This window comes from Nocardioides mangrovi, assembly GCF_020073815.1.
Classification (GTDB): domain Bacteria; phylum Actinomycetota; class Actinomycetes; order Propionibacteriales; family Nocardioidaceae; genus Nocardioides; species Nocardioides mangrovi.
The window spans coordinates 419,779-441,098 of the sequence record NZ_JAIQZJ010000001.1; the positions used below are offsets into that span (position 1 = coordinate 419,779).

Annotated in this window: 22 protein-coding genes; 13 read left to right on the top strand and 9 right to left on the bottom strand. The window is 67.0% G+C overall.

Features of this window, described 5'->3' with window-relative positions:
• Positions 1 to 55 precede the first annotated feature (55 nt).
• A complete protein-coding gene (locus K8U61_RS01940) occupies positions 56 to 1,048 on the top strand; it encodes a fibronectin type III domain-containing protein (protein WP_224121275.1) in 993 nt (330 codons plus the stop codon).
• A 127-nt stretch (positions 1,049 to 1,175) separates the two neighbouring features.
• On the opposite strand, the gene K8U61_RS01945 is transcribed toward K8U61_RS01940, so the two are convergent.
• Both K8U61_RS01945 and K8U61_RS01950 read right to left on the bottom strand, forming a co-directional pair.
• Positions 1,176 to 2,021 (bottom strand): NYN domain-containing protein, encoded by an 846-nt coding sequence (locus tag K8U61_RS01945; RefSeq protein ID WP_224121276.1) that lies wholly within the window; start codon positions 2,019 to 2,021, stop codon positions 1,176 to 1,178.
• Positions 2,022 to 2,131: 110 nt separating this feature from the next.
• Positions 2,132 to 2,617 (bottom strand): MarR family winged helix-turn-helix transcriptional regulator, encoded by a 486-nt coding sequence (locus K8U61_RS01950; RefSeq protein WP_224121277.1) that lies wholly within the window; start codon positions 2,615 to 2,617, stop codon positions 2,132 to 2,134.
• 126 nt (positions 2,618 to 2,743) lie between these two features.
• Between K8U61_RS01950 and K8U61_RS01955 the strand changes: the two genes are divergently transcribed.
• The 6 genes from K8U61_RS01955 to K8U61_RS01980 all read left to right on the top strand — a co-directional run bounded on the left by K8U61_RS01955 (position 2,744) and on the right by K8U61_RS01980 (position 10,028).
• Entirely contained in the window at positions 2,744 to 4,033 is a 1,290-nt protein-coding gene (locus K8U61_RS01955) for an HNH endonuclease (protein WP_224121278.1), read from the top strand.
• 330 nt (positions 4,034 to 4,363) lie between these two features.
• On the top strand, positions 4,364 to 5,929 hold the full coding sequence (locus tag K8U61_RS01960; RefSeq protein WP_224121279.1) for a peptide chain release factor 3: 1,566 nt from the start codon (positions 4,364 to 4,366) through the stop codon (positions 5,927 to 5,929).
• Between the two features lie 62 nt (positions 5,930 to 5,991).
• Entirely contained in the window at positions 5,992 to 6,549 is a 558-nt protein-coding gene (locus tag K8U61_RS01965; protein ID WP_224121280.1) for a cyclodeaminase/cyclohydrolase family protein, read from the top strand.
• Positions 6,550 to 8,229 carry a formate--tetrahydrofolate ligase gene (locus tag K8U61_RS01970; RefSeq protein ID WP_224121281.1) on the top strand — a complete coding sequence of 560 codons (1,680 nt, stop codon included), beginning with the start codon at positions 6,550 to 6,552 and terminating at the stop codon, positions 8,227 to 8,229.
• A 2-nt stretch (positions 8,230 to 8,231) separates the two neighbouring features.
• A complete protein-coding gene (locus tag K8U61_RS01975) occupies positions 8,232 to 9,038 on the top strand; it encodes a class I SAM-dependent methyltransferase (RefSeq protein ID WP_224121282.1) in 807 nt (268 codons plus the stop codon).
• Positions 9,039 to 9,692: 654 nt separating this feature from the next.
• Entirely contained in the window at positions 9,693 to 10,028 is a 336-nt protein-coding gene (locus K8U61_RS01980; protein WP_224121283.1) for a hypothetical protein, read from the top strand.
• Between the two features lie 106 nt (positions 10,029 to 10,134).
• On the opposite strand, the gene K8U61_RS01985 is transcribed toward K8U61_RS01980, so the two are convergent.
• Positions 10,135 to 10,338, bottom strand: coding sequence for a hypothetical protein (locus tag K8U61_RS01985; protein WP_224121284.1), 204 nt, complete (start codon positions 10,336 to 10,338; stop codon positions 10,135 to 10,137).
• 385 nt (positions 10,339 to 10,723) lie between these two features.
• On the opposite strand from K8U61_RS01985, the gene K8U61_RS01990 reads away from it, so the two are divergent.
• Entirely contained in the window at positions 10,724 to 11,809 is a 1,086-nt protein-coding gene (locus tag K8U61_RS01990; RefSeq protein WP_224121285.1) for a hypothetical protein, read from the top strand.
• A gap of 145 nt (positions 11,810 to 11,954) precedes the next feature.
• Here K8U61_RS01990 and K8U61_RS01995 read toward each other — a convergent pair whose 3' ends face one another.
• The 3 genes from K8U61_RS01995 to K8U61_RS02005 all read right to left on the bottom strand — a co-directional run bounded on the left by K8U61_RS01995 (position 11,955) and on the right by K8U61_RS02005 (position 14,420).
• Positions 11,955 to 12,254 (bottom strand): hypothetical protein, encoded by a 300-nt coding sequence (locus K8U61_RS01995; protein ID WP_224121286.1) that lies wholly within the window; start codon positions 12,252 to 12,254, stop codon positions 11,955 to 11,957.
• Positions 12,255 to 12,335: 81 nt separating this feature from the next.
• Entirely contained in the window at positions 12,336 to 12,842 is a 507-nt protein-coding gene (locus K8U61_RS02000) for a mismatch-specific DNA-glycosylase (protein WP_224121287.1), read from the bottom strand.
• A 336-nt stretch (positions 12,843 to 13,178) separates the two neighbouring features.
• Positions 13,179 to 14,420 (bottom strand): AlbA family DNA-binding domain-containing protein, encoded by a 1,242-nt coding sequence (locus K8U61_RS02005; protein ID WP_224121288.1) that lies wholly within the window; start codon positions 14,418 to 14,420, stop codon positions 13,179 to 13,181.
• A gap of 672 nt (positions 14,421 to 15,092) precedes the next feature.
• Here K8U61_RS02005 and K8U61_RS02010 point away from each other — a divergent pair.
• Both K8U61_RS02010 and K8U61_RS02015 read left to right on the top strand, forming a co-directional pair.
• On the top strand, positions 15,093 to 17,405 hold the full coding sequence (locus K8U61_RS02010; RefSeq protein ID WP_224121289.1) for a hypothetical protein: 2,313 nt from the start codon (positions 15,093 to 15,095) through the stop codon (positions 17,403 to 17,405).
• 280 nt (positions 17,406 to 17,685) lie between these two features.
• Complete coding sequence (locus K8U61_RS02015) at positions 17,686 to 18,228, top strand: hypothetical protein (protein WP_224121290.1); 543 nt, start codon at positions 17,686 to 17,688, stop codon at positions 18,226 to 18,228.
• A 56-nt stretch (positions 18,229 to 18,284) separates the two neighbouring features.
• On the opposite strand, the gene K8U61_RS02020 is transcribed toward K8U61_RS02015, so the two are convergent.
• Together K8U61_RS02020 and K8U61_RS02025 are read right to left on the bottom strand one after the other, a co-directional pair.
• On the bottom strand, positions 18,285 to 18,527 hold the full coding sequence (locus K8U61_RS02020) for a hypothetical protein (protein ID WP_224121291.1): 243 nt from the start codon (positions 18,525 to 18,527) through the stop codon (positions 18,285 to 18,287).
• 220 nt (positions 18,528 to 18,747) lie between these two features.
• Positions 18,748 to 19,086: a hypothetical protein gene (locus tag K8U61_RS02025; RefSeq protein ID WP_224121292.1), complete on the bottom strand. Its 339-nt coding sequence runs from the start codon at positions 19,084 to 19,086 to the stop codon at positions 18,748 to 18,750.
• 447 nt (positions 19,087 to 19,533) lie between these two features.
• Between K8U61_RS02025 and K8U61_RS02030 the strand changes: the two genes are divergently transcribed.
• Complete coding sequence (locus tag K8U61_RS02030; protein ID WP_224121293.1) at positions 19,534 to 19,725, top strand: hypothetical protein; 192 nt, start codon at positions 19,534 to 19,536, stop codon at positions 19,723 to 19,725.
• Between the two features lie 2 nt (positions 19,726 to 19,727).
• A complete protein-coding gene (locus K8U61_RS02035) occupies positions 19,728 to 20,375 on the top strand; it encodes a DUF6338 family protein (protein WP_224121294.1) in 648 nt (215 codons plus the stop codon).
• Between the two features lie 40 nt (positions 20,376 to 20,415).
• Here K8U61_RS02035 and K8U61_RS02040 read toward each other — a convergent pair whose 3' ends face one another.
• Complete coding sequence (locus tag K8U61_RS02040; RefSeq protein WP_224121295.1) at positions 20,416 to 20,730, bottom strand: hypothetical protein; 315 nt, start codon at positions 20,728 to 20,730, stop codon at positions 20,416 to 20,418.
• 134 nt (positions 20,731 to 20,864) lie between these two features.
• Between K8U61_RS02040 and K8U61_RS02045 the strand changes: the two genes are divergently transcribed.
• Entirely contained in the window at positions 20,865 to 21,317 is a 453-nt protein-coding gene (locus K8U61_RS02045) for a hypothetical protein (RefSeq protein WP_224121296.1), read from the top strand.
• Positions 21,318 to 21,320: the final 3 nt, after the last annotated feature.

Below are 21,320 nucleotides of genomic sequence, written 5' to 3' on the forward strand. Positions count from 1 at the left end.
ATGAAATTCGCTGGTGGCCAGGTCCGCTACCCCGAGCCGGCGTCACGGTGGGTGCATGAGGTCGCAGATCCTGCTCCGGGCAGGTGCTGTCGTGGCGAGCGTCGCGGTCGTGGTGGGTGTCAGCGGCGACGGCTCGGCCAGCGTGAGGTCAGCCGATCCGCCGTCGGTTCCGTTCAACGTCCAGGCTCGCGCCAAGGGCGACCTGGGTGCAGACGTGTTGTGGGCCCACCCGACGACCAACCATGGCTCGGAGGTCACGTCGTTCACGATCACTGCCTCGCCCGGGGGTGTGTCGACGACGGTCCCTGCCGACGCGGAGCGAGCACATGTGGACGGGCTGACGGCGGGTGTGGCGACGTCCTTCACAGTGGTCGCCACGAGCGCGGCAGGTGACTCGAAGGCGTCGGCGGCATCGAACGACGTGGTCCCGGCACACCTGCCGATGGTGCCGGCGCAGGTGACCGCCGAGGCGCGCCACGACGCCACGGTCGCGGTGTCCTGGCGACCGGGCGTCCCCGACTGGGATCCGGCGGCCGAACAGGCGCTGGTCACCGGCTACGAGATCACGGCAACCCCGGTGAACGGGGTCGGTGTCGGGGACGGGCCACGGGTGGGTGCCGCAGCGCCCCCGGGCGCCACGAGCGCCCTTGTCGAGGGAGTGCGGCGAGGTGTGGAGTACGCGTTGACGATCAGGGCTGTCAACCGGGTCGGTGAGTCGGGAGACTCGGCTCCCGTGCAGGTGACCGTACCGAGCACGATCCCCGGTCGAGTCCCGGGGGCGGTCGGGGCCATGGTGGTGGGGTCCAGACCGCACCACCGGTCGATCGTCTCCGTGTGGTGGTACGTCCCCGAGGACGGCGGCGCGAGCATCATGAGGTACGTCGTCACCATCAAGACGAACCGGACGAGCGTCGTGAAGAGGGTGTCGGGTGCGAAGCACCAGGCGAGGCTCGTGCTCGGTCCCGGGAAGTACCTCTTCCGGGTCGCCGCCGTCAACGTCAACGGGAAGGGCCGGGCGAGCACGAGGAAGGTCCTCCGGGTGCCCTAGCAGTCGCGGGTGGGGGCGACGGACCGACAGCCTCTGGGCCGCAGTCCGCCCTTCGCCGACGGCCGGAGGCGTCTCGCCGTACGTCCGTGTCAGAGCTGCATCGAAGTGCGCGCGGGAGCCCGACGGCTCATTCGGCCTTCTTGGCCGTGCCCGCGGCCTTCGACGCGGTCTTCTTCGTGGGTGACTTCTTGGCCGCCGGCTTGGCGGTCTTGCGTGCCGCGGGTGCGTCGGCGGGGCGCCGGCCCTTCAAGCGAACCCACAGACTTCCCTGGCCCGAGGGGCCGGTCACGATCTTGGTCTCGACGAATGGCTGGCCCTTGACCAGGTCGCTGAGCTTGCTGAATCCGTAGGTGCGGGCATCGAACGACGGGTCGGTGCGATTCATGTGGTTGCCAAGAGCACTGAGCGACGTCCAGTGGTCGTCGTCGGTGGCGACCTTGTTGAGGGCTTTCGTCAGGACACTCTGGATCGGCCGAGGGGAGTTCTCCTCCGGCTGCTCGCTCGGGCTCTCCTCGGGCGGCTCGACCGCACTGGAGCTGTCGAGCACCTCCAGGAAGACGAAACGCTCGCATGCTTCGACGAACGCCTTGGGCGTCTTGCGCTGCCCTACGCCGATGACGCGTTTGCCCGACTCGCGCAGGCGCATGGCCAGCGGGGTGAAGTCGCTGTCGCTCGAGACGATGGCGAAGCCTTCGACGTTCCTCGAGTACAGGAGGTCCATCGCGTCGATGATCAACGCAGAATCAGTGGCGTTCTTGCCGGTGGTGTAGGCGAACTGCTGTTGCGGCGAGATCGCGTTGCCGAGGAGCACGTTGCGCCAGCCCTTGAGGCCATCGCTGCTCCAGTCGCCGTACGCCCGCTTGACGGTGATCGTGCCGTACCCGGCCAGCTCCTCGAACATCTCCTTCACCAACCTGGCTGAGGTGTTGTCAGCGTCGATCAGTACGGCAAGGCGGGGGCTGTCATCCGACATGTGTGGCTCCTCGGTCGCGGGCGACCATCCTCGCGCACGTCGTGGTCCGAACCGGCGACCCTGCTCACGCTCCGAGGAACTTCGTCCCCACGCGCGAGGTGTGAGCCGGATCAGTGCTGCTCCCACCCGTGGGGGGAGTGGGAGACCAGGGCCTCGACGGCCTCGTAGGCCCTGGTGGCGTCGCGCAGGTATCGCTCTATGACCTGCCGTTCGGCTGGTGTGACCGACTGGTCCAGGGCGCCGAGGACCGCGAACACCGGGCCGAGGGTGGACGACGTCTGGTCGCGGCCGCGCTCGGTGAGCTCCAAGAAGACACGACGGCGGTCGCCGACGCCGAGTCGCCGGCGCGCGAGGCCGCTGCGGATGAGCCGGTTGGCGATGTTCGAGATCGCTGATCGGGTGACCCCCGTCCGTCGGGCGAGGTCGCTGTAGCCCACCGGGCCCGGCAGCAGCTGCTCCATCACGTGCAGGTCGGTCGGGGACAGGTGGCCACGCCGCGCCAGTGCGTGGCGCAGACGCTCGCCGGCCATGGAGAGGTCGCGCATCGCGGCGATCGCGTCGCTCGAGTGCTCGGCTCGGGGGTGCGCTTCGACCATGGGCCATCTCCTGCTGATCAGACGTCCGCTGGGTATTCGCAGCGGGGAGCGCGACGGATGGGCCGGCGACGGCCGATCGAGCCCATCCTCTTGCGGCTATATCGGACACCGCGTACAATCGAACACATGTTCGATCCTGATTCGTCGTGCGACTCTCCGATGCTGCGCCGGGTGGCGTCGGCGATCGCCGAGTCGCCGCTCGTCGGCGACCGGGTCGGTCAGGTGGAGGAGATCCGGGCGTTGGAGGAGCTGGTGTGCGCCGCCCAGGCCCGCCAGCTGCGGCTGTCTGCCGAGCTGGACGCCGACAGTGTCGAGGGTCGCGGGGTGGCCGAGGAGGTCGCCCTCGCGCGGCGCGAGTCGCCCCATCGCGGCCGGCAGCACGTGTCGCTCGCCCGGATCGCGTCCGAGCTGCCGCACACCATGGAGGCCTTCCGACGTGGACTGGTGACCGAGTGGCGGGCGACGGTGATCGCGCGGGAGACCGGCTGTCTCTCGCGCGAGGACCGGCTGGCGGTCGATCGAGCCATCGCGGAGGACGCCCACGCCTTCAGTGAGCTGTCCGACCGGGCCGTGGTCGGGGAGGTGCGCAAGCTGGCCGCCCGGCTCGACCCCCAGGGAGTCGCCGAGCGTCGCCGGCGGGCCGAGGGCGACCGTTGCGTGACCATCCGGCCGGCCCCCGACACGATGGTCTACCTGACCGCCTTGCTTCCCGTGGCTGAAGGGGTCGCGGCGTACGCCGCCCTTCGAGCTGATGCCGACCGGGCCCGCCGCGAGGGTGGCTCGCGCAGTCGTGGGCAGGTCATGGCTGACATGTTGGTGGCCCGTCTGACCGGGTGTCCGACCGCGGACGACGGACGGCCGGCGGTCCGGACCGCGATCGGCCTGGTGATGACCGATCGCGCCTTGCTCTCCGGCGCTCGTGACCCGGCCAGCATCGTGGACTACGGCCCGATCCCCGCGAACCTCGCCCGCGAGCTCGTGCTCCGCAGCATCGACTCCGGCACCACGGCTTGGCTCCGCCGCCTCTACGTGCACCCCCGGACGGGCGAGCTCGTCGCGATGGACTCGCGGCAGCGTCGGTTCCCACGTGCCCTGGCTGCGTTCCTTCGCCACCGCGACCAGTGGTGCCGTACGCCGTGGTGCAATGCGCCGATCCGTCACTCCGACCACGTGGTCGCCGTCGCCGACGGGGGAGCCACCACCGGAGAGGCGGGCCAGGGTCTGTGCGAAGCCTGCAACTACGCCAAGCAGGCCCCCGGGTGGAGCCACGAGCCCCGACCGGGACCTGACGCTCACGAGGTCGACGTCACCACCCCGACCGGACATCGCTACCGATCGGTCGCGCCACCACTTCTGGCGCCACGGCATCCCGCCTACCAACAGGTCGACGATGGTCGCTGGGTCCTGGTCGCCTGAGCACGGTCGACGGCCCTCCTGCTGTCGCCCGACAGCGCGGGTGGCTCGTGCCCTGTTCGCGAGCGGCCTGCGGTGGCACCATCGGAGGATGGCGCGGTGGCGCTGGTGGCCAGCGATCCCGGAACCGAGGACCTGCAGGTGTGGCGAACCCCTGGAGGTCCGGGTCGTGGGTGCTGCGCAGCGCTGGGGAGGCGAGCCGGTCAGCAGCGCGTGGTGTTGGCACTGCGACCGGTGCGGCGACGTCCGGTACCCACCCCGTGAGAGCGATCCCGCCTCGTGAGAGCCGGTCACGAGTCGAGGGAGAGACCGGTCGACCGTTAGGTTCCTCCGGTGCCCGATTCTCGCCCCCGCCGTACGTTCGCCGTCATCAGCCACCCCGACGCGGGCAAGTCGACCCTGACGGAGGCGCTGGCGCTGCACGCCCGGGCCATCAACGAGGCCGGAGCGGTCCACGGCAAGGGCGACCGCCGCAGCACGGTCTCCGACTGGATGGCGATGGAGAAGGCCCGCGGGATCTCGATCACCTCGGCCGCGCTCCAGTTCGTCTATCGCGACCACGTGGTCAACCTGGTCGACACCCCCGGCCACAGCGACTTCTCCGAGGACACCTACCGCGTGCTCTCCGCCGTCGACTCGGCGGTGATGCTGGTCGACGCAGGCAAAGGCCTCGAACCCCAGACGCTCAAGCTCTTCCGGGTCTGCGCGCTGCGGGGCATCCCGGTGATCACCGTGATCAACAAGTGGGACCGTCCGGGGCTCGCGGCGCTGGAGCTCATGGACCTGATCCAGGAGAAGATCGGGCTCCGTCCGACGCCGCTGACCTGGCCGGTCGGCGAGGCGGGCGACTTCCGCGGGGTGCTGGACCGTCGTACGGGCGAGTTCGTGAAGTACACGCGCACCGCCGGCGGCGCCACGCGTGCCCCGGAGCGGCGGATGGGGCCGGACGAGGTCGAGGAGGTCGACGCCCAGACCTGGGCCGTGGCAGTCGAGGAGCACGAGCTGCTCACGCTCGACGAGGCCGACCACGACCAGGAGCGCTTCCTGGCCGGAGCGACCACGCCCGTCATGTTCGCCTCGGCGCTGCAGAACTTCGGCGTCGCCCAGCTCCTCGACCTGCTGCTCGACCTCGCCCCGGCTCCCGGCGCGACCACGGGCGTCGACGGCACGGTCCGCCAGGTCACCGACGACTTCAGCGCCTTCGTCTTCAAGGTGCAGTCCGGGATGAACGCCGCCCACCGCGACCGCCTCGCGTACGCGCGGGTGGTGTCCGGGTCCTTCGAGCGCGGCATGGTCGTCACCCACGCCGCCACCGGCCGGCCCTTCGCCACCAAGTTCGCCCAGGCGGTCTTCGGGCGTGAGACGACGTCCGTCGAGACCGCCGAGGCGGGCGACATCATCGGCCTGGTGAACGCGAACGCGCTGCGCGTGGGCGACACCGTGTACGTCGGTCCGTCGATCGAGTACCCACCCGTCCCGACCTTCGCCCCGGAGCACTTCATGACCGCGAGCGCCGGTGACATCGGCCGCTACAAGCAGTTCCGCCGCGGCATCGAGCAGCTCGACCAGGAGGGAGTCGTCCAGGTGCTGCGGTCGGACCTGCGCGGCGACCAGAACCCCGTCCTCGCGGCCGTCGGTCCGATGCAGTTCGAGGTGGTCGAGGACCGGATGACCAACGAGTTCAACGCCCCCATCCGCTTCTCGCGGCTCGACTACCAGGTGGCCCGACGTACCGACGCCGACGGCGCTGCCGCGCTGGCCGGGATCCGTGGCGTCGAGGTCCTGCAGCGCAGCGACGGCACCCACCTGGCCCTCTTCGTCGACCAGTGGCGCGCCAAGACGACCGCGCGCGACCACCCCGACGTGATGCTCGAGGCACTGCCGGCCGGCGGGAGCTGACCGGCCGGGGCCCTGGCCAGGATGGGGGTTGCGCGGGGCGGCGAGGTCACTAGCGTGGGCTCGTGGTGCACGACGCTGGCGTGGACACCGGGACGGTCGCCGACTTCCTGGAACGTCTCGCCGCCCGGACGCCGACGCCCGCGGGAGGTGCGGTCGCCGCCCAGTGCGCCGCGCAGGCCGCGGCGCTGGTGGCCATGGTGGCGCGCTACTGCGAGGCGCCGGAGCTGGTCGAGCGGGCCGAGCTGCTCGTCGCCCGCTCACGGCAGCTGGCGATCGACGACGAGCGGTCCTTCGGCGCCGTGGCCGACGCGTGGGCGCTCCCGCGCGGCCCGTCGTACGACGACGAGCGGACCGCCGCCATCGGTACGGCGCTCCTGGCGGCGTCGGAGCCGCAGGCCCAGGTCGTCGAGACCGCGGTCGAGGTGCTGGTGCTGATCGACCTGCTGCGGCCCGCCGCCCGGGCCGGGTTGCGGTCGGACCTGGTCGCCGCCGGCGAGGTGGCGAGGACCGGCTCGGCGATCGCGCGGATGAACGTGGAGTCCAACGTGCGAGCGCTGCCGGACTCGGAGGCCCGCTCACGACTGCTGCGCCGGATGGGCGTCGCGAAGGGGAGGGCCTGAGTGCTGTCGGACATCGAGATCGCGAACGCAGCGGAGCTGCACCCCATCACCCAGGTCGCCCAGGAGGAGCTGGGCATCGACGCCGTCCACCTAGTGCCCTACGGCCACCACAAGGCGAAGGTCGACCTGGGCTACCTCCAGTCCCTCGAGGACCGCCCGCTCGGCAAGCTGATCCTGATGACGGCGATGTCGCCGACGCCGGCGGGGGAGGGCAAGACGACGACCACGGTCGGACTGACCGACGCCCTGCGCGGGCTCGGGCTGAAGGCGATGGCCTGCCTGCGCGAGCCGTCGATGGGCCCGGTGTTCGGGATGAAGGGCGGCGCGGCCGGCGGCGGCTGGGCCCAGGTGGTGCCGATGACCGACATCAACCTGCACTTCACCGGCGACTTCGCGGCGATCGCGGCGGCGAACAACCTGCTGGCCGCGCTCATCGACAACCACATCCAGCACGGCAACGCCCTGGGCATCGACGTACGGTCCGTGGACTGGAAGCGCGTGCTCGACCTCAACGACCGGGCGCTCCGGGACGTCGTGGTCGGTCTCGGCGGACTGGCCAACGGCTCCCCGCGCCAGGACGGCTTCGACATCGTGGTCGCCTCGGAGCTGATGGCGATCTTCTGCCTCACCGAGTCGTGGGCCGACCTCAAGCGCCGGATCGGCGACATCGTGGTCGGCCACACCCGGGAGAAGCGGCCGGTCACCGCCCGCGAGCTCGAGGCGGACGGCGCCATGGCGGTGCTGCTCCGCGACGCGCTCGCCCCCAACCTCGTGCAGACGCTGGAGCACGCCCCGGCGTTCGTGCACGGTGGACCGTTCGCGAACATCGCCCACGGCTGCAGCTCGGTCATCGCCACCCGGGCGGCCCTGCGGCTGGCCGACTACGTCGTCACCGAGGCCGGCTTCGGCGCCGACCTCGGTGCGGAGAAGTTCGTCGACATCAAGTGCCGCAAGTCCGGGCTCCGTCCGGACGCCGCGGTGGTCGTCGCCACGGTCCGAGCACTCAAGTTCCACGGCGGGGTCGACGTACCGGACCTCGGCCGGGAGGACCTGGGCGCCGTCGAGCGGGGCATGGAGAACCTCGAGCGACACCTGCGCAACGTCCGCGAGGTCTACGGGATCCCGTGCGTGGTCGCGCTCAACCGCTTCCCGACCGACACGGACGCGGAGGTCGCCCGGGTCGTCGAGCTGGTCGGCGCGCTCGACGTCCGTACGCACCCCGCCACGCACTTCGCCGACGGCGGCCTCGGCGCCACCGACCTCGCGAAGGGCGTGCTCGACCTCCTCGAGAGCTCCGGCCCGTCGACGTTCTCCTTCACCTACCCCGACGACCTCCCGCTCCAGGAGAAGGCGGAGACGCTCGCGCACCGCCTGTACGGCGCCTCCAGCGTGACCTGGGACGGCAAGGCCAAGCGGCGGCTCGACCGGCTCGAGGCCGACGGGTACGGCGGGCTGCCCGTCTGCGTCGCGAAGACGCAGTACTCGTTCTCGACCGACGCCACGCTGCGTGGAGCCCCGACCGGCCACGACCTCCACGTGCGCGAGGTGCGTCTCTCCGCCGGCGCCGGCTTCGTGGTGCTGGTGTGCGGTGACGTGATGACCATGCCAGGCCTGCCGACCACCCCGGCCGCTTCCCGGATCGACCTCCTCGACGACGGCACTATCGTCGGCCTGTCCTGATCATGGCGGACTACGCGATCCGCGGCGGCCGCGACGGCTACGACCGTCTCCTCGTCCTCGCGGCGGTCCACCGCGCGGGCACGCTCGACGTCTTCGACCGCGCCGGCGTCGGCGCGGGCATGCGCTGCCTGGACGTGGGGTGCGGGGGAGGGGAGGTGACCTTCGACCTCGCTCGGATCGTCGGTCCGACGGGCTCCGTGGTCGGGCTCGACATGGACGAGGTCATGCTCGCGCTCGCCCGGTCGGTCGCCACGGAGCGTGGTCTGTCGAAGGTGGACTTCCACCAGGCCGACGTCTCCACCTGGACCGACCCGGCGGCGTACGACGTCGTCTACGCACGCGCGCTGCTGCAGCACCTGCCCGATCCACTCGACATGCTCCGGCGGATGTGGGCCGCGGTGCGGCCCGGCGGTGTCCTGATCGCCGAGGACACCGACTCCGAGCGAGCGTTCTGCGAGCCGCCGAACCCGGGCTTCGACTTCGTCATCCGCCACTACACCGCCCTCCTCGCCCACCGCGGCACGGACGCGAACGTCGGGCGTCGGCTGTTCGGCTACGTCCGCAGCCTCGGCGCTCCCGACGTGCACCTCTCGGCGACCCTGCTCCCCTTCAGCGCCGGCGAGGAGAAGGGACTCCTCGCCTCGACCCTCGACTTCACCTCAGCCGCGATGGTCAGCGCGGGGCTAGCCTCGCAGACCGAGATCACAGTGGCCCACGAGAGCCTGTCGCGACACGTCGCTGCCCCGCTCACCATCGTCGCCGGCCCGGCGATGATCCAGGTCTGGGCTCGCAATCCAGTCGAGCCCTAGTCACAGGACCGGGCGCGATCCGGTCAGCGGACATGCGCGCCGGTAGACAGAAGCCGCTTTGCCGCGTGACGCACAGGGCGTCGGTCGATGACCAGCCTGGGCGCTGAGCCGATGTCGATGTCCCGGTCGTGGTTCGGTCGTCGGGGTTGGCGGCGGCGATGTCAGAGGTGAAGAGAGTCGCCAGGCTCAAGGGAGCCCGGGCGAGCGCCGATACCCTCGAAGAACGCCAACCGGGCATCGAATCCTCCAAACAATGGGTTCACCGACTGCCCGGACGCTAGCGACGGCCTACGCAAGGAGCAGGTCGCATGGACCATATTTCGCAGCGCACCAGGGTGTGTGGATCACAGCGCTGTCGTTGCGAAGGCAGACAGATTCAACGTGTCCAAGCTGACGGTGGGGGCTTGCGGCAGGTGCGAGCCTGATGCGGCGCCCGATTCGACTGGCGATCGCGGACTTCGAGCGTGCGATCGCAGCTGCTGCCCCCGACATTCTTGCGTGCCTCGGGCCGGGCCTCGGTACGTCCGACATCAGGCTCGGTCTCGAGCCGGTGCGGACGAAGTGGTGGCTTTGTACGAGTGGCGGAACGGTTACGGGTCGGGCCCTTGGCCTCCTCTCTTTCTGGGGTGGGCACCGGTTTCGTTGGCTCGCGGGGTGGAGTGGACGTTGCGGCGAAGTGAGCTATTGAAGGACTTCAAGCAGGGCCGTGAAAAGTTCCCTGGCCCGGACCGCTCCCGCTGGCTGCAGGTCTTCGTGCAAGAGAGCGACTACGAGCTGTGCGCCGACCTGGGCGCGGTCGGCCCGGGTGGCACGGTGCAGGTGTACCGGGCGCCGGTGAAAGACGTCGGGGAGAAGGTCGTAGCGGAGTCTCTGAGCGAGCTGCTGGATGCCTGGACGGCTCTACTGGCGGCTGGGGCGTCCTGGGACGGCGCGATGTGGCGTGTTCCCCAGGGGACGGATCCTGAACTGGTTCGCGCAGCTGGGTATTGAGTTGCGGGCTGGCCGTATGCCATCGGCGCACTCGGTGGCTTAGTCGATTGCTGGCCGCGGCGGTATGACGGTGAGCGCCGGGCCGTCCGGCGGCGCGTGAGATGGGTCAGTGCCGCTTCTGGATCAGGACGACGTAGCCCAGAGCGACACCTAGGCCTGCGATGATCGGACCGAAAGAATGAGTGGTCCCTTGGGTCGCGAATGTCCAGATCGCACCGAGGACGATCAGGGCCAACGCGACGAGTGACCACAGGATCTTGATCGCCACGTTCGGACTGCCGTAGCGGTTCCCGAGGTCCGGCTTGCTCACCGCGGAAGGCTAGCCCAGGAGGTTCGAACGGCCGCCGGCAGGGCGAACCCCGTGACGCGGCCCTGTCCGGTTCGCTCGAGTTGGTCATGACTGATGGGGTGCGCGGTGGGCAGGATGGAACGAGGCTCCGGCGCGCCGTGGAGCCGAACGCCCGGTTTCTCGAGTGGAGGCGGAAGTGAGTCGTCGGCGTCGGTCGGCCAGCCATGGGCGGCTGCGAGTGCGCGGCAGTCGCCCGAAGGCGCTTCGACGCGGTGTCAGCGCCGCGGTGACGAGGCGAGGAGCCACGACGGCCGCTACGACGGTTGCGGTTCGAGCGGCACGTGTGGCCGTGGCCGGTTCTGTGGATTCTGACCTTAAGGAGCGGGTCCTCTAGAGGGAGTTTCGTGTGGCGATTGAGCAGACCTGCCCGCAGTGCGGGAGCCGGACTTCGAATGCTGTCGGCCAGAACATCTACCTGTGTGACCATGAGATTGTTTGGTACGACACGGTGATGGTGCCCGACGTGCAGCGACTGATTGATGGGACACCGGGCGACAGACCCGAGCAGGTGCGAAAGTCGCGCACCTGCGGATTCCGGTTCGGGGTATCGGGCATCGATCCGGGCGCGGTATGCCGCGGCCGACTTGACGACCAGCCGTGCGGGGTCTTCGCGGCAGGTATCTGTCAGGGTGAAGATTGCGGTACGCCCGTATGCGCCGAGCACGGGATCATGATGGGCGGTGGCCTTCTCTGCGAGCGGTGCACGAAGCTCGCGATCGAAGCCCGCGCGGCAGCCCGGGCCGAAGACGATCGGCGACTCAGTGAGGCGCAGGGGGCACTCGAGCCGCAGCTTCGTGAGCAGATGCATGCCCGGTTCAGCGAAACCACGACTCCGGACGGTCTTCTTTCGTTGCTTCGAGACTATGCCCGGGAGGTTCGCCGCGAGCACGGGCTCAACCCATTCCGCGACCGCCACAACGAGTACAGGGACGAGGTTGTTGACGCCTGGGCGCGCTTCGTTGTAGCCGGCGTACCGGGACACGAGCATGAGTTGTTGACCTTGCGGGCGTACAAAGTCCCGAAGGACGGGCACGGCCGACCGGGCGCGATCAGCCGGCGTGAGCGATGCTGGCTTCAACTACGAGAGACGAGTCGGACCGTGAAAGGCGACACGCTTCGGGGGCACGAACCGATCGCGTACACGGCATCACACGCCTACATCGGACGCGACGCGCTCGGCCACCAGGAATGGAGCCACTGGGGAGGTCCACCCACCCTGAACGGCAACTACATCGTGAGCGCGGGCGTCTCTCCGCAATGGGTCAAAGCGAACGGTCTCGCACACCTCTACCAATGCTGGCCGGTCGACCACATGCGACCTATCAACGCCGAAGATGTGCTCTCCCTCGTCACGATGGGCCACCAGGCACTCGCGAACCGGCGGGGACCGGACCCCTACGGGTTCATGCAGATCATGCCCACGAGGCACTGATCGGCTTGAGCTTCGGACCAGCCAAGCTCTTGGGTCAGGGCGGAGCGGGTTCGCGCAGTACACGGAAGTCATGGCCTTACCATTGGCGTGAGCGGACGACCTCTGAGTAGCGCCTTAGGCGGAATGACGCACCTCCGATCCGAGTTCAACCCGGCCATGAGCGGGCGTTTCGGCCGGCCTCCTCGACCATGGTCCAGCCCTTGTAGTCGAAGGCGCGACGAAGTCGGAGCAGGATTTCCTCCTGAGAACGCTCCGGCCGGTCTGGGATCGTGGCCGTGTAGACAACAACCTCAGTCGACGGCCGCCTCATCGCCTCAGCGGAGATGCGTAGGTCGCCGTACTCGTCCGTGTACTGGAGGTTGGTCCGGCCTAAGAGACGGACTCCGAACCCCTCGGACGAACGCGCCCATCCCCGCCAGTTCCACTTGAACGTCTCCGACGCCATGAGGCGGAGGGTAGTCAACTGCGATGCCTGCTCGTCGGCATGCGCGGATGATTCGACCGCGCCGCCAGGCGGCGGAATGGGCTAGAGAGTCACCTGACGAAACTGCGTCCACCACCGATGCTTTTCGTAATACGGCATCGTGGCGTGGGCGCCGCTGCTGTTCGGCACCACGAATACGCGACTAGGCCCGATAGTCCAGGGCTGCTCGCCCAATGTCACTTCCTTCGGGAGCGCGATGCCGAGCTGCTTGGCTGCGGCTCTGCCAGCGGTCAGTCCGTTGAAAGCGACCCATTGCGGAGCAGCAGAGATGAGATGCCCTGCCACCTCGTTTGCGCCGCCGTAGTCCAGGCCGCGGTCGTGACTCTGGGCGACGTCCTTCACGAGGTCAGTCATGCCGATCCCGTAGGCGGGTAGCGATGCATCGGCCTCGGGGGTGAGGCGCGTCGGAGTGAAGCCGGATTCGTGCAGAAGCTGCCAGAACTTGTTGCCCCTGCCCGAGTAGTAGTGGCCGCGCTCGGCAGACGCGGTCGCGACCGCTGTCCCGCAGAACACCACGTTCAACCCAGGGCGAAGGAGATCAGGCAGCATGCGGGCATTGTTGCCGAGCCGGGGCGAGCGCGGTGCGCTCGCGGCGGTATGACGCAGGTTCGCGACCGCTCTAATCGCCGAACGCGCCGACGTCTGTCTCGCTTACCTGCCCGAGGTGTGCATCCTTCGGTCGCTGGCAATGCCCGGGTGTCTCGAGCAGGGGGACGTGCTCGATCGCCTCCCAGGTTGTGGGAGTCGGAGGTGTTTGATTCGAAGAGCCGGGTTCTGCGGGTAGATGACCGCTAAGAGTCCGGCGTCGGCGGTGAGTTCGAGTACCTCGAAGGCGACCGCGGAGAGGCTCAGCGTCGGCTGTAACTGACCGACGCGATAGGACTTTTAGTCCGCTCTCAACAGTCCGTCGTAGCGAACTGACGTGGCGAGACCGCGGACAAGTCTGCCGACAAGCCGGCCGGCAACTGCCTGGGGCCGCGTGTGGATCTCCATGCCGCTCGCTGTCGTGACCTCGCGGTACTCGTCGGCGTCATAGGTGGGTCCGGATGAGAACCTCTCTTGATAGGCCGAGCTGGAAAGGCCTCGGAGTCCCGTCGCCAGCACACCGAAACCCCATGAGCCGTGATAGCCGGTCCTCTCGGCTATCGCGTCCGCCCAGCGGACTACGCGGAGGGCGTAGGCGACGGCGAGTCCGTCGGCGACTACCGTCTTTGCGTCGCCGCCGTACCTGCCCCACGTCGCTGTCATACGTCCCATGAGCACGCGGATACCGCCGTCCTCGCGGAACTCGATGTCGAGAAGGTCTTCCTCATCGTTGTGAGCGGAGGTGCTCTCGAAAGTCCGTCCGGGACCGAGCGCCGCCTGCGTGCACCACGCTCGCCCCTGAGCTCGTGTTGCCGTCGCAGTCGCGTAGCCGGGCGTCGGGGCGAACTCCCGGACGTCCCGGGGGATCGTGCCCTCGAGGGCCACGATGAGCTGGAGGAGCTCAGAGCCGTCGTCGCGAACCAGCTGTAGGGCTACGTCGCGGCGTGCCGAGAGGGGATGTGCGACGAGGTAGAGGTGGCCGGTCTGCTGCGTATGGGCAGGCACGTGGTCGCGGTCCCGCTCCGCGTCGAGCAGCCTCTCGAGGTGACCCTCGATGGGCTCGCGCTTCGCGTGATATCGCGTCACCTCAGCATCAGAGAGCCGAGTCTTCGTCTTGTCGCCCCGGCCGATGTAGACGCCGTCAACCATGTGCGGGGCGGACGGGGACTGTGGGATCTGGACGAAGACGTAACCGGTGGTGGGGTCAGCTGCGGACGGAATCTCGTGCGTCGCGACGAAGAGCGCTGGGTCGACGGCGGAGGCGGCGACCTGCTCGATGCGCTCAGCCAGGCCATTGAGCGGTTGTGGGGCGAGTTCCCACGTCCGATTCTCCTTGTTCTCGGCGACGCCGATCAGGAGCGCGCCACCGTCGAGCGCGAAGCTCGCGAGGTCGGCCGCGGTCTCCTTACGCTTCCGCGGGTTATCTCCGACCTCTCTCTTCATGTCGAGGTAATGGGACTCCTGCAGGTCAGCATCATCGATGCACGCGCGAATGTCGGCCTCGGTCTCTGGTTGCCACTGACCCTCTCCGTTGATCCTCACGCCCGCGACCGTATGCCGTCGTCGACGGCGCGCGCAGCCGAACGGCGTGCGCCTAGCGTTACGAAGTAGCCTGACGCGTCTCACCGGCCTGCGCGCCCGCCGCGCGCCGAGGTCCTGGTATCTCCTCTAGGACTGTGGCCGCTGTCGCGGCGGAGTCATGCTCGCCGCTGTCGCGGCGGTGACGCATACCCGGCCACCAGTGCCGGGCTCAAGCCGCCGGGGGAGGGCTGCTAAGAGCGTCTGCCGCACCAGCAATTGCGCGGAAACATCCCGGGAGGGCTTGCATTGGTGAAGGATCGCCCCGTGCCAGCGACGAATCGGGCATCCGAAACCGGCAACGCCGCGACCTGAAGGATCTCTATGGTCTACGACCCAGATGCACCTGCGCCGGGTGGCGGCGCTGTCTTTGTAGACCGAGTTCCAGAGTCACAGGCACTGGCCGATTCGCTTCGAGCGCACGCGGAACGAATACGCGGTGCGGAGCTCGACGGCAATGAACGGCGCAACGTTCTAACGTTCTATGGGGAAAGCGGCCTTGGCAAGACGGAACTATCCAGCCGCCTGAATCGATGGCTAGATGGAGAGCTCGCAGACAGCCGCGACTGGGGACCACCGCCCAGCCTCACGGTCGACGCCACTGCGCGTTGGGACGCATCTACCTCCCATGGGTACTTGGATCCCCTCGATCTCCTTCTCGAGTTGCGACGGCAGTTGGGTCGCGTTGAAAGCGTCTGGCCGCCGTTCGACTTGGCCCTGCACTCGATGCACCGAGCGCTGCGTCCGGGAGCCGAACTCCGCCTCACCACGCCCTCTGGAGTCACCACGACGCTGACCGACATCGTCGGTGCCATGATTAGCGAAGGAGCTGGCACACTCATTCCGGGTGCTGGCATCGCGGTCGACGCCGGTCGCAGTATCCTCGCGCAAGCACGGGACGCCTCACGCGCACGACGGGCGCTGCGTGACTACCCCAGTCTGCGCGACCTCATCGAGGATTGCGAGCGTCTGCCCGATACGTCGGTGAAACTTGCTCAGGTCGCCGGCCGCGTGGCATTCATGCTCACGTCGGAGCTATCGCACGTGACGGCAAGCCAGAGGCCCCTCGTGGTCGTGTTCGTAGATCATCTGGAGCGGCTACAGCAGTCTGGCGATAGCCCTCTGGGAGAGCATCTTCTGAATCGCCTAGCCTTCCGTTTGCCGTATTTCTTGTTCGTGATGACTGGCAGAAGTCGACTGCAGTGGGCCGAGCATGACGCCACGCATCTAGAACGAAGAGGGCCAAATTGTTGGCCGCTTCTTGCGCTGGAGAACACGACAGAAGAGCCTCGCCAGCACGCAATCGAATACCTCTCGGAGCAAGACGCCGAAGCGTTCCTCGAAGAGTCCTTCCGCAGGAACGGCATCGAAGTCGAATTCGATCTGGCGGACCGACTCGTTGCCGATTCGGGTGGGTGGCCAATCCATCTCGACCTGATGGTGGCTGCGGCGCAAGGGAGAGCGGAACAGGAGCGCCCGGTTCGCCTAGAGGATCTCGCAGGACCGCTTCCGCAGTTGGTTGATCGGGTGTTGAAGGACCTCCCGCACGACCAGGCAGAGGCGTTCCGCGCCGCCTGTCTCCTGCCTTACTTCGACACAGCCCTAGTCGCGAAAGCTGGCGCCGTCCGAGTCGGGGCGGTTGAGCGACTTGTTGAACGAAGTCTTGTTCGCCCGAACGCTGCTAGTCAGGCCGCTCCGACGTACCCGTACCGCATCCACGACACGCTGCGCCGCATCGTGCGGGAGGCCGGGTCTGGCCCAACTCATGGTTGGGCAGCTACGGACTGGGAGCACCACTCGCAGCTTGCAGTTGAGGAGGCACAGCGCAGGTTCGAAGAGGCAATGTTGAATGAGGACGACCGCGGCGCAATTGCGTCACTGGCGCTCGCTCTGAACCTTGCTGCCGAGAATGATGTCTTTGGCAGTTGGTTCCCCAAGGCCGTCCAGGATTCCCCGGGAGTCCGGGCGTTGGGACCCCTCATTCCGTCTCGCACACGGCCCAGCACGAACGTCGAGATCGTCGACCTGTTGGACTACATCCGCCTCCGCGAGCGAGGCCAGAGCGAAGACGTGGCGTCGGAGCTACGGGCGGTCATGGACCGAGGTCACGCGATCGCCTCCACAGCTGGCTTGTGGGCCGCCTATGACCACCGCCGACTGGGCCGCACCCGCGAGAGCGTGGATGTTCTGGCGGAACTGGCCGACCGCTTTCCTGAACGTGCGAACTTCTACCAGTTCCAGCAGGCCATAACGCTAACCGTCAACCGGCAGTTTGCCGACGCTTTGCCGTTTCGGATGCGACTTAGCGACGACCTGCATCGGGAATCGGTTGAGTTCTCGACACGGCGCTCGCACGGCCATCCGGGCGGCTCTGCACGCCATGCCCTGGACCGCGCGGACAGGAACCGGAGTAGACGCTACAAGATCGAGCTTTGGGGGGATGCCCTGACGTACGCGCTGCGTGAAGGCGAGCTCGCCGTCGAGCGGGCTCGCGAAGTCCACAAGATAGCGATCGATGCATTCCATGACGTTGCTCAGGCACAAGCCGCATCCGTGCTCGGTCAACTCCTGTTGTTCGACGACGAGGCCTTCGCGGCGGCTTGCGCGGAGTCCGCCGAACTGAGCCGACGCCGCCATCAGCCGTACGCGAGCCACGCTACCCTCCTCCTGCTTGGCGGTTGGGCGCGAAACGACGACGTTCTGGTGAGCGAAGCTCAATCGCTGGCGTCATCGACCATCTATCGAGGCAGTGCGTGGATTCCGGTCGAAATCGGGCTTGCCCACCTCGGTAAGGCCGTCAACGAATCGCCTACTCAATGGATCGAGCCAGTCGACGAGGTCGAGGACCGATGGATTGGACTCCTCGAGCGCATCATCGCGGACGCGCGCCGACGGGGTCGGGATCGAAGTAGTTCCACGGGGAAGGCCGGTCCAACTGCTGCCGGCTAGTTGTCACTGGCCATGGAGCAGTAGATGTCGACCGAGCGATCGTCCAGCGAGCAGTCGGGGCTATGACGCGACCGGACGGTACGCGGCGATATGACCGTCGTGAGTAGACGTCTGCGCACGGACCAGTGACACCAGCTAGGCCCGCAAGCGACCATCAGGTATGGCGCTCATGGCCGGAACCGTGGAACTAGACGACCTCCTTCAACGATTGGCCGCCCACCGCCCTGTCTTTCATTCCGAGGCGGATCTGCAGCATGCCTTCGCTTGGGAGGCTCACCAAATGGACGCCAACCTTCAGGTCCGCCTCGAGACCCACCCCGAGCCGAATGTGCGGCTAGACCTCATGCTCAGCCGACCGGACCTCGGCCGACACACCGCTGTCGAACTCAAGTACCTCACGGCCGGCTGGAACGGTCACGTTGACGGCGAGTCGTTTGCGTTGAAGAACCATGGTGCACAAGACATCAGGGGATACGACGTGGTCAAAGACATCGGACGGTTGGAGAGGTTCGCCGCCGCTGGATCCGGCTGGAATGGAGTCTTCTTAGCCATTAGCAATGATCCCTCGTTCTGGCGACCGGTCAGTCACGGCCGTGCCACCAACGCCGACGCCTTTCGGATCTACGACGGAGTCACCCTGGCAGGGGTCCGCGCGTGGGGACCCCATACAGGAGTTGGAACTATGAAGGGTCGCGAGGCGCCGATCGAACTTGTCGGCACGCACGGGCTTCGTTGGCGCGATTACGCACGGGTTGGCGACAGCCCGCGGAGCACTTTTCGAGCTCTCGTAATCGAGATCGCAGGGCCCGGCCGTGAGGACTGAAGGCGGCGGATAGACATTTCCGAAGCGCACTCGCGGCGGCATGAGCGGCCGATTCGTCAGGACCGAGGAAGGTGCGGCAATGGCGCGCCGTCGAGGGTCTCGCGGACGCACTGCACCCAATCCGCCCACGAGGCTGGGTCGTCTGTCTTGTAGCGGTCCTCTGTCGGCTCCATCGCCACGAGCATCATTTGCAACGAAGTAGCGTCAGGCGACTTGTCGCGCTGGTTGTACTGCCACACGAAGCGGTAGGCCGCCTCGTAGGCCTGGGCTTGAGTCAGTTGCAGGTCGTCGTCGGCCACGGGCGCAGAGTAGTTGGCGGTGTGCTGTTCCTACCGCTCATCGATATGAGCGGGTGTCTCGACCACGCCGTCAGGCGGCGGAATGACGCGGCGCTAAGAGGTAGTAGTTCGGCACCGAAATGGTGGCGTCGCGGCCGTATGGGCGGGACGATTGACCCTATGCTGACGAGCAGGGGCGCCAGTATCTGACGCCCCTGCTCTTATCCCAACAACGCGAGCATCAGGTGCCCGCGTCCTGTCTGGTTGCGGGCACCTTGGTGCCAACTTCACTCTGAGAGACGTGCGGGACCTGTGCTGTTAGCCCCTCCGCGCCAATCGCTGACGCGTTCATTCCCTCCCTTGCGAGACATTCTCCGTGTGCCCGGCTATCGCCGTGATCAACACGAACGGTCAGCGAGAAAAAGTGCCCCAACCGGACATGCGCCTGTACATCGCCATCGCTCGACGGGCCGACCTTGCGGACCAACACGAGAACCATCGAGACGATGATGAGCAGGAAGACGCACACCACAATGGTTGGGAGGAGACCCGCGGCCGCGAGAGCGGTCGAGGTCCCCATTGCACTCACCTACGCAGACCGTGACCAGTGTTGCTAGGTCTCATAGAACTTCTCCTTCGGTGTGTTCAGTTAGGCCCACTTCGCAGAGTGGGTAGCAACAGTGTCCGTGGTGGGGCGTTCACTGACAACGTTCACTGTCGAACGGACGGCGGTCGCGGCTCCGATGAAGGTCCGTAGTCCGGGACCCCAGAGGTAAGGCTGGTCGTAGTCGCATTGGTGGTCGGGATCTGCACGTGGCACCGAGAACTCCGATCACTATCCGCCCGTCGTTGCTTGACCGCGCTTTGCAGCAGAACCGGTCAGCACATGACGCGGCGGAATGGGGCGGGTTCAAACTGACGCCGAGCGCCGCAGCAGTCCCAGAAGTCGACTCCGCCTGTCCGACGACCATCGGAGTCGGGCGGAGTCGCCGTTGTTAGGGGTCTATCGGGTCGATGGTGTGGAACCATGCCGACCATGAGCGAACAAGAACCGGAGTTCAACAAGCTCCGCGAACCGTCAGAGCGGCCGTCGTCCGAAATCTTCCACGAAGAGAAGTCCATCACGGGCTCGGGGCAAACCATTGGCTTGGAGCCCGGAGAGAACTTCATCGCTCCCACGATGGCATTGGACTCTCTTCAGCCGGAGTCTGACGACTAGGCATGCTGCCGAGCGGTCTCGTCGCAGCGGCCTTTCTGCTGTCGCTTATTCCCGGCTGGTGGTTCCTGCGTCGGACCGAGTCGCATCGTCGTCCCCGCCAACTCTCGACGCTCCAGGAAATTTTGGAATTGATCGGGGTCGGTGTGCTCACGACAGGATTGGCCGCTTGCCTCGGCCTGTTGCTGTGGCCGAGCCTCGTTCTAGATCACGAGTTCCCGGCCGACACTGCCCGCGAAATCCGCATGGACGTTGCCTTGGTACTTGGGACGCTAGCCGTGGCGACGCTCCTGGCGGAGGTCGGCGCCCAGGTGATCAGGCGCCGACATCCAGCCGACAACTCCGAGATCAACATCGGTCCTTGGTGGTCCGTGATGAGGCGGGACAAGATTCCGGAAGGCCAACTGTCCTATGTCGCGCTCGCGCTTGCGGACGGGACCACCGTGGAGGGTGTGCTTCACAATTACACGTGGTCGCCCGACTCGACCCACCGCGACGTCGCGCTAACCAAGCCGATCAAGATCACCCAGCCGGGTGCGCGTTCGTGGCTGAAGCGCGCGGAGCCTGTGGTCACCAAGACTCCGTATGACTACCTGCTGATTCCGGCAACGGAGGTCAAGCACGTTGCGCTGAAATACACCCCCCAAGGCTGAGACAGGGCGGACGAAGCGCAGCGTCAGAGGTGGGCGGCGCTCAGACGGTGAAGTCAGTGATCGTCCGCACTTCCTCAGGGCCGATCAGTATCGGTTCTCCTCGAACGACGCCCCGGTTTCTCGTACATACGAGGAACGCGTTCGACTCCAGAATTGCGAGAACGGTCTCTCCCGTTCGGGGGTCCGGTTCGCCAACTTCGGCAACGTAGGGCTTGCCTTCGTGGTGGTAGTTGATTTGGAAGATGCGTCTGTCGGTCACCTCCCAACCAAGCTGATCTCGGGCGAAGACCCGAGTGGCGGCCCATACGTGTTCGGCTTCGTCATCATCAGAGGCAGTTGGCACGAAGAACTTCACATGGCCATCCTGCCTGTTCGGCCTCTGACCGTCGCGGCGGTACGTCGCATCGCACTGACTCTGTACAGTCGTGGGACGAGCGAGAACTCGGCGTTCAGGTCCGGGTGTCGGCCGGGAGTGGTAGACCATCGGGCATGTCAGCACAGGCATGGGCGCTGGTTGGTGTCGCCCTTGGCGCCGTCCTCGGGGGCGGTGCGCAGATCGTCGCGAATCTGGTCCAGGACAAGGCGGCGCGCAAGAAACGTCAGAAGGAAGTCTGGCACGCGGCCTATAGCGCACTCATGTCGAGCGTCATGGACGTGATCACCGCGACGGAGCACCTGCGGTCGGACTTCCACAGCGGCTTGAAGGTGACCACCGAGCATCAGCAGCGAATGCTCGGGGCACAGCAGCGATTGATGGTCGCAGACGCGGATGTCCGGCTGGTCGCCCCTAGGGACACTGCTGAGGCTGCGAGGGCTGTCGTGTTACACCTCGGTGCTTCCATGAACAACCTTAGCGACAGAGCGAAGGACGAAGCGACGCACGTCGACCAGATCGAGGCCTTCGTCGCACTCGCCAAGCGGGATCTCGACGTCGACAAATAGCAT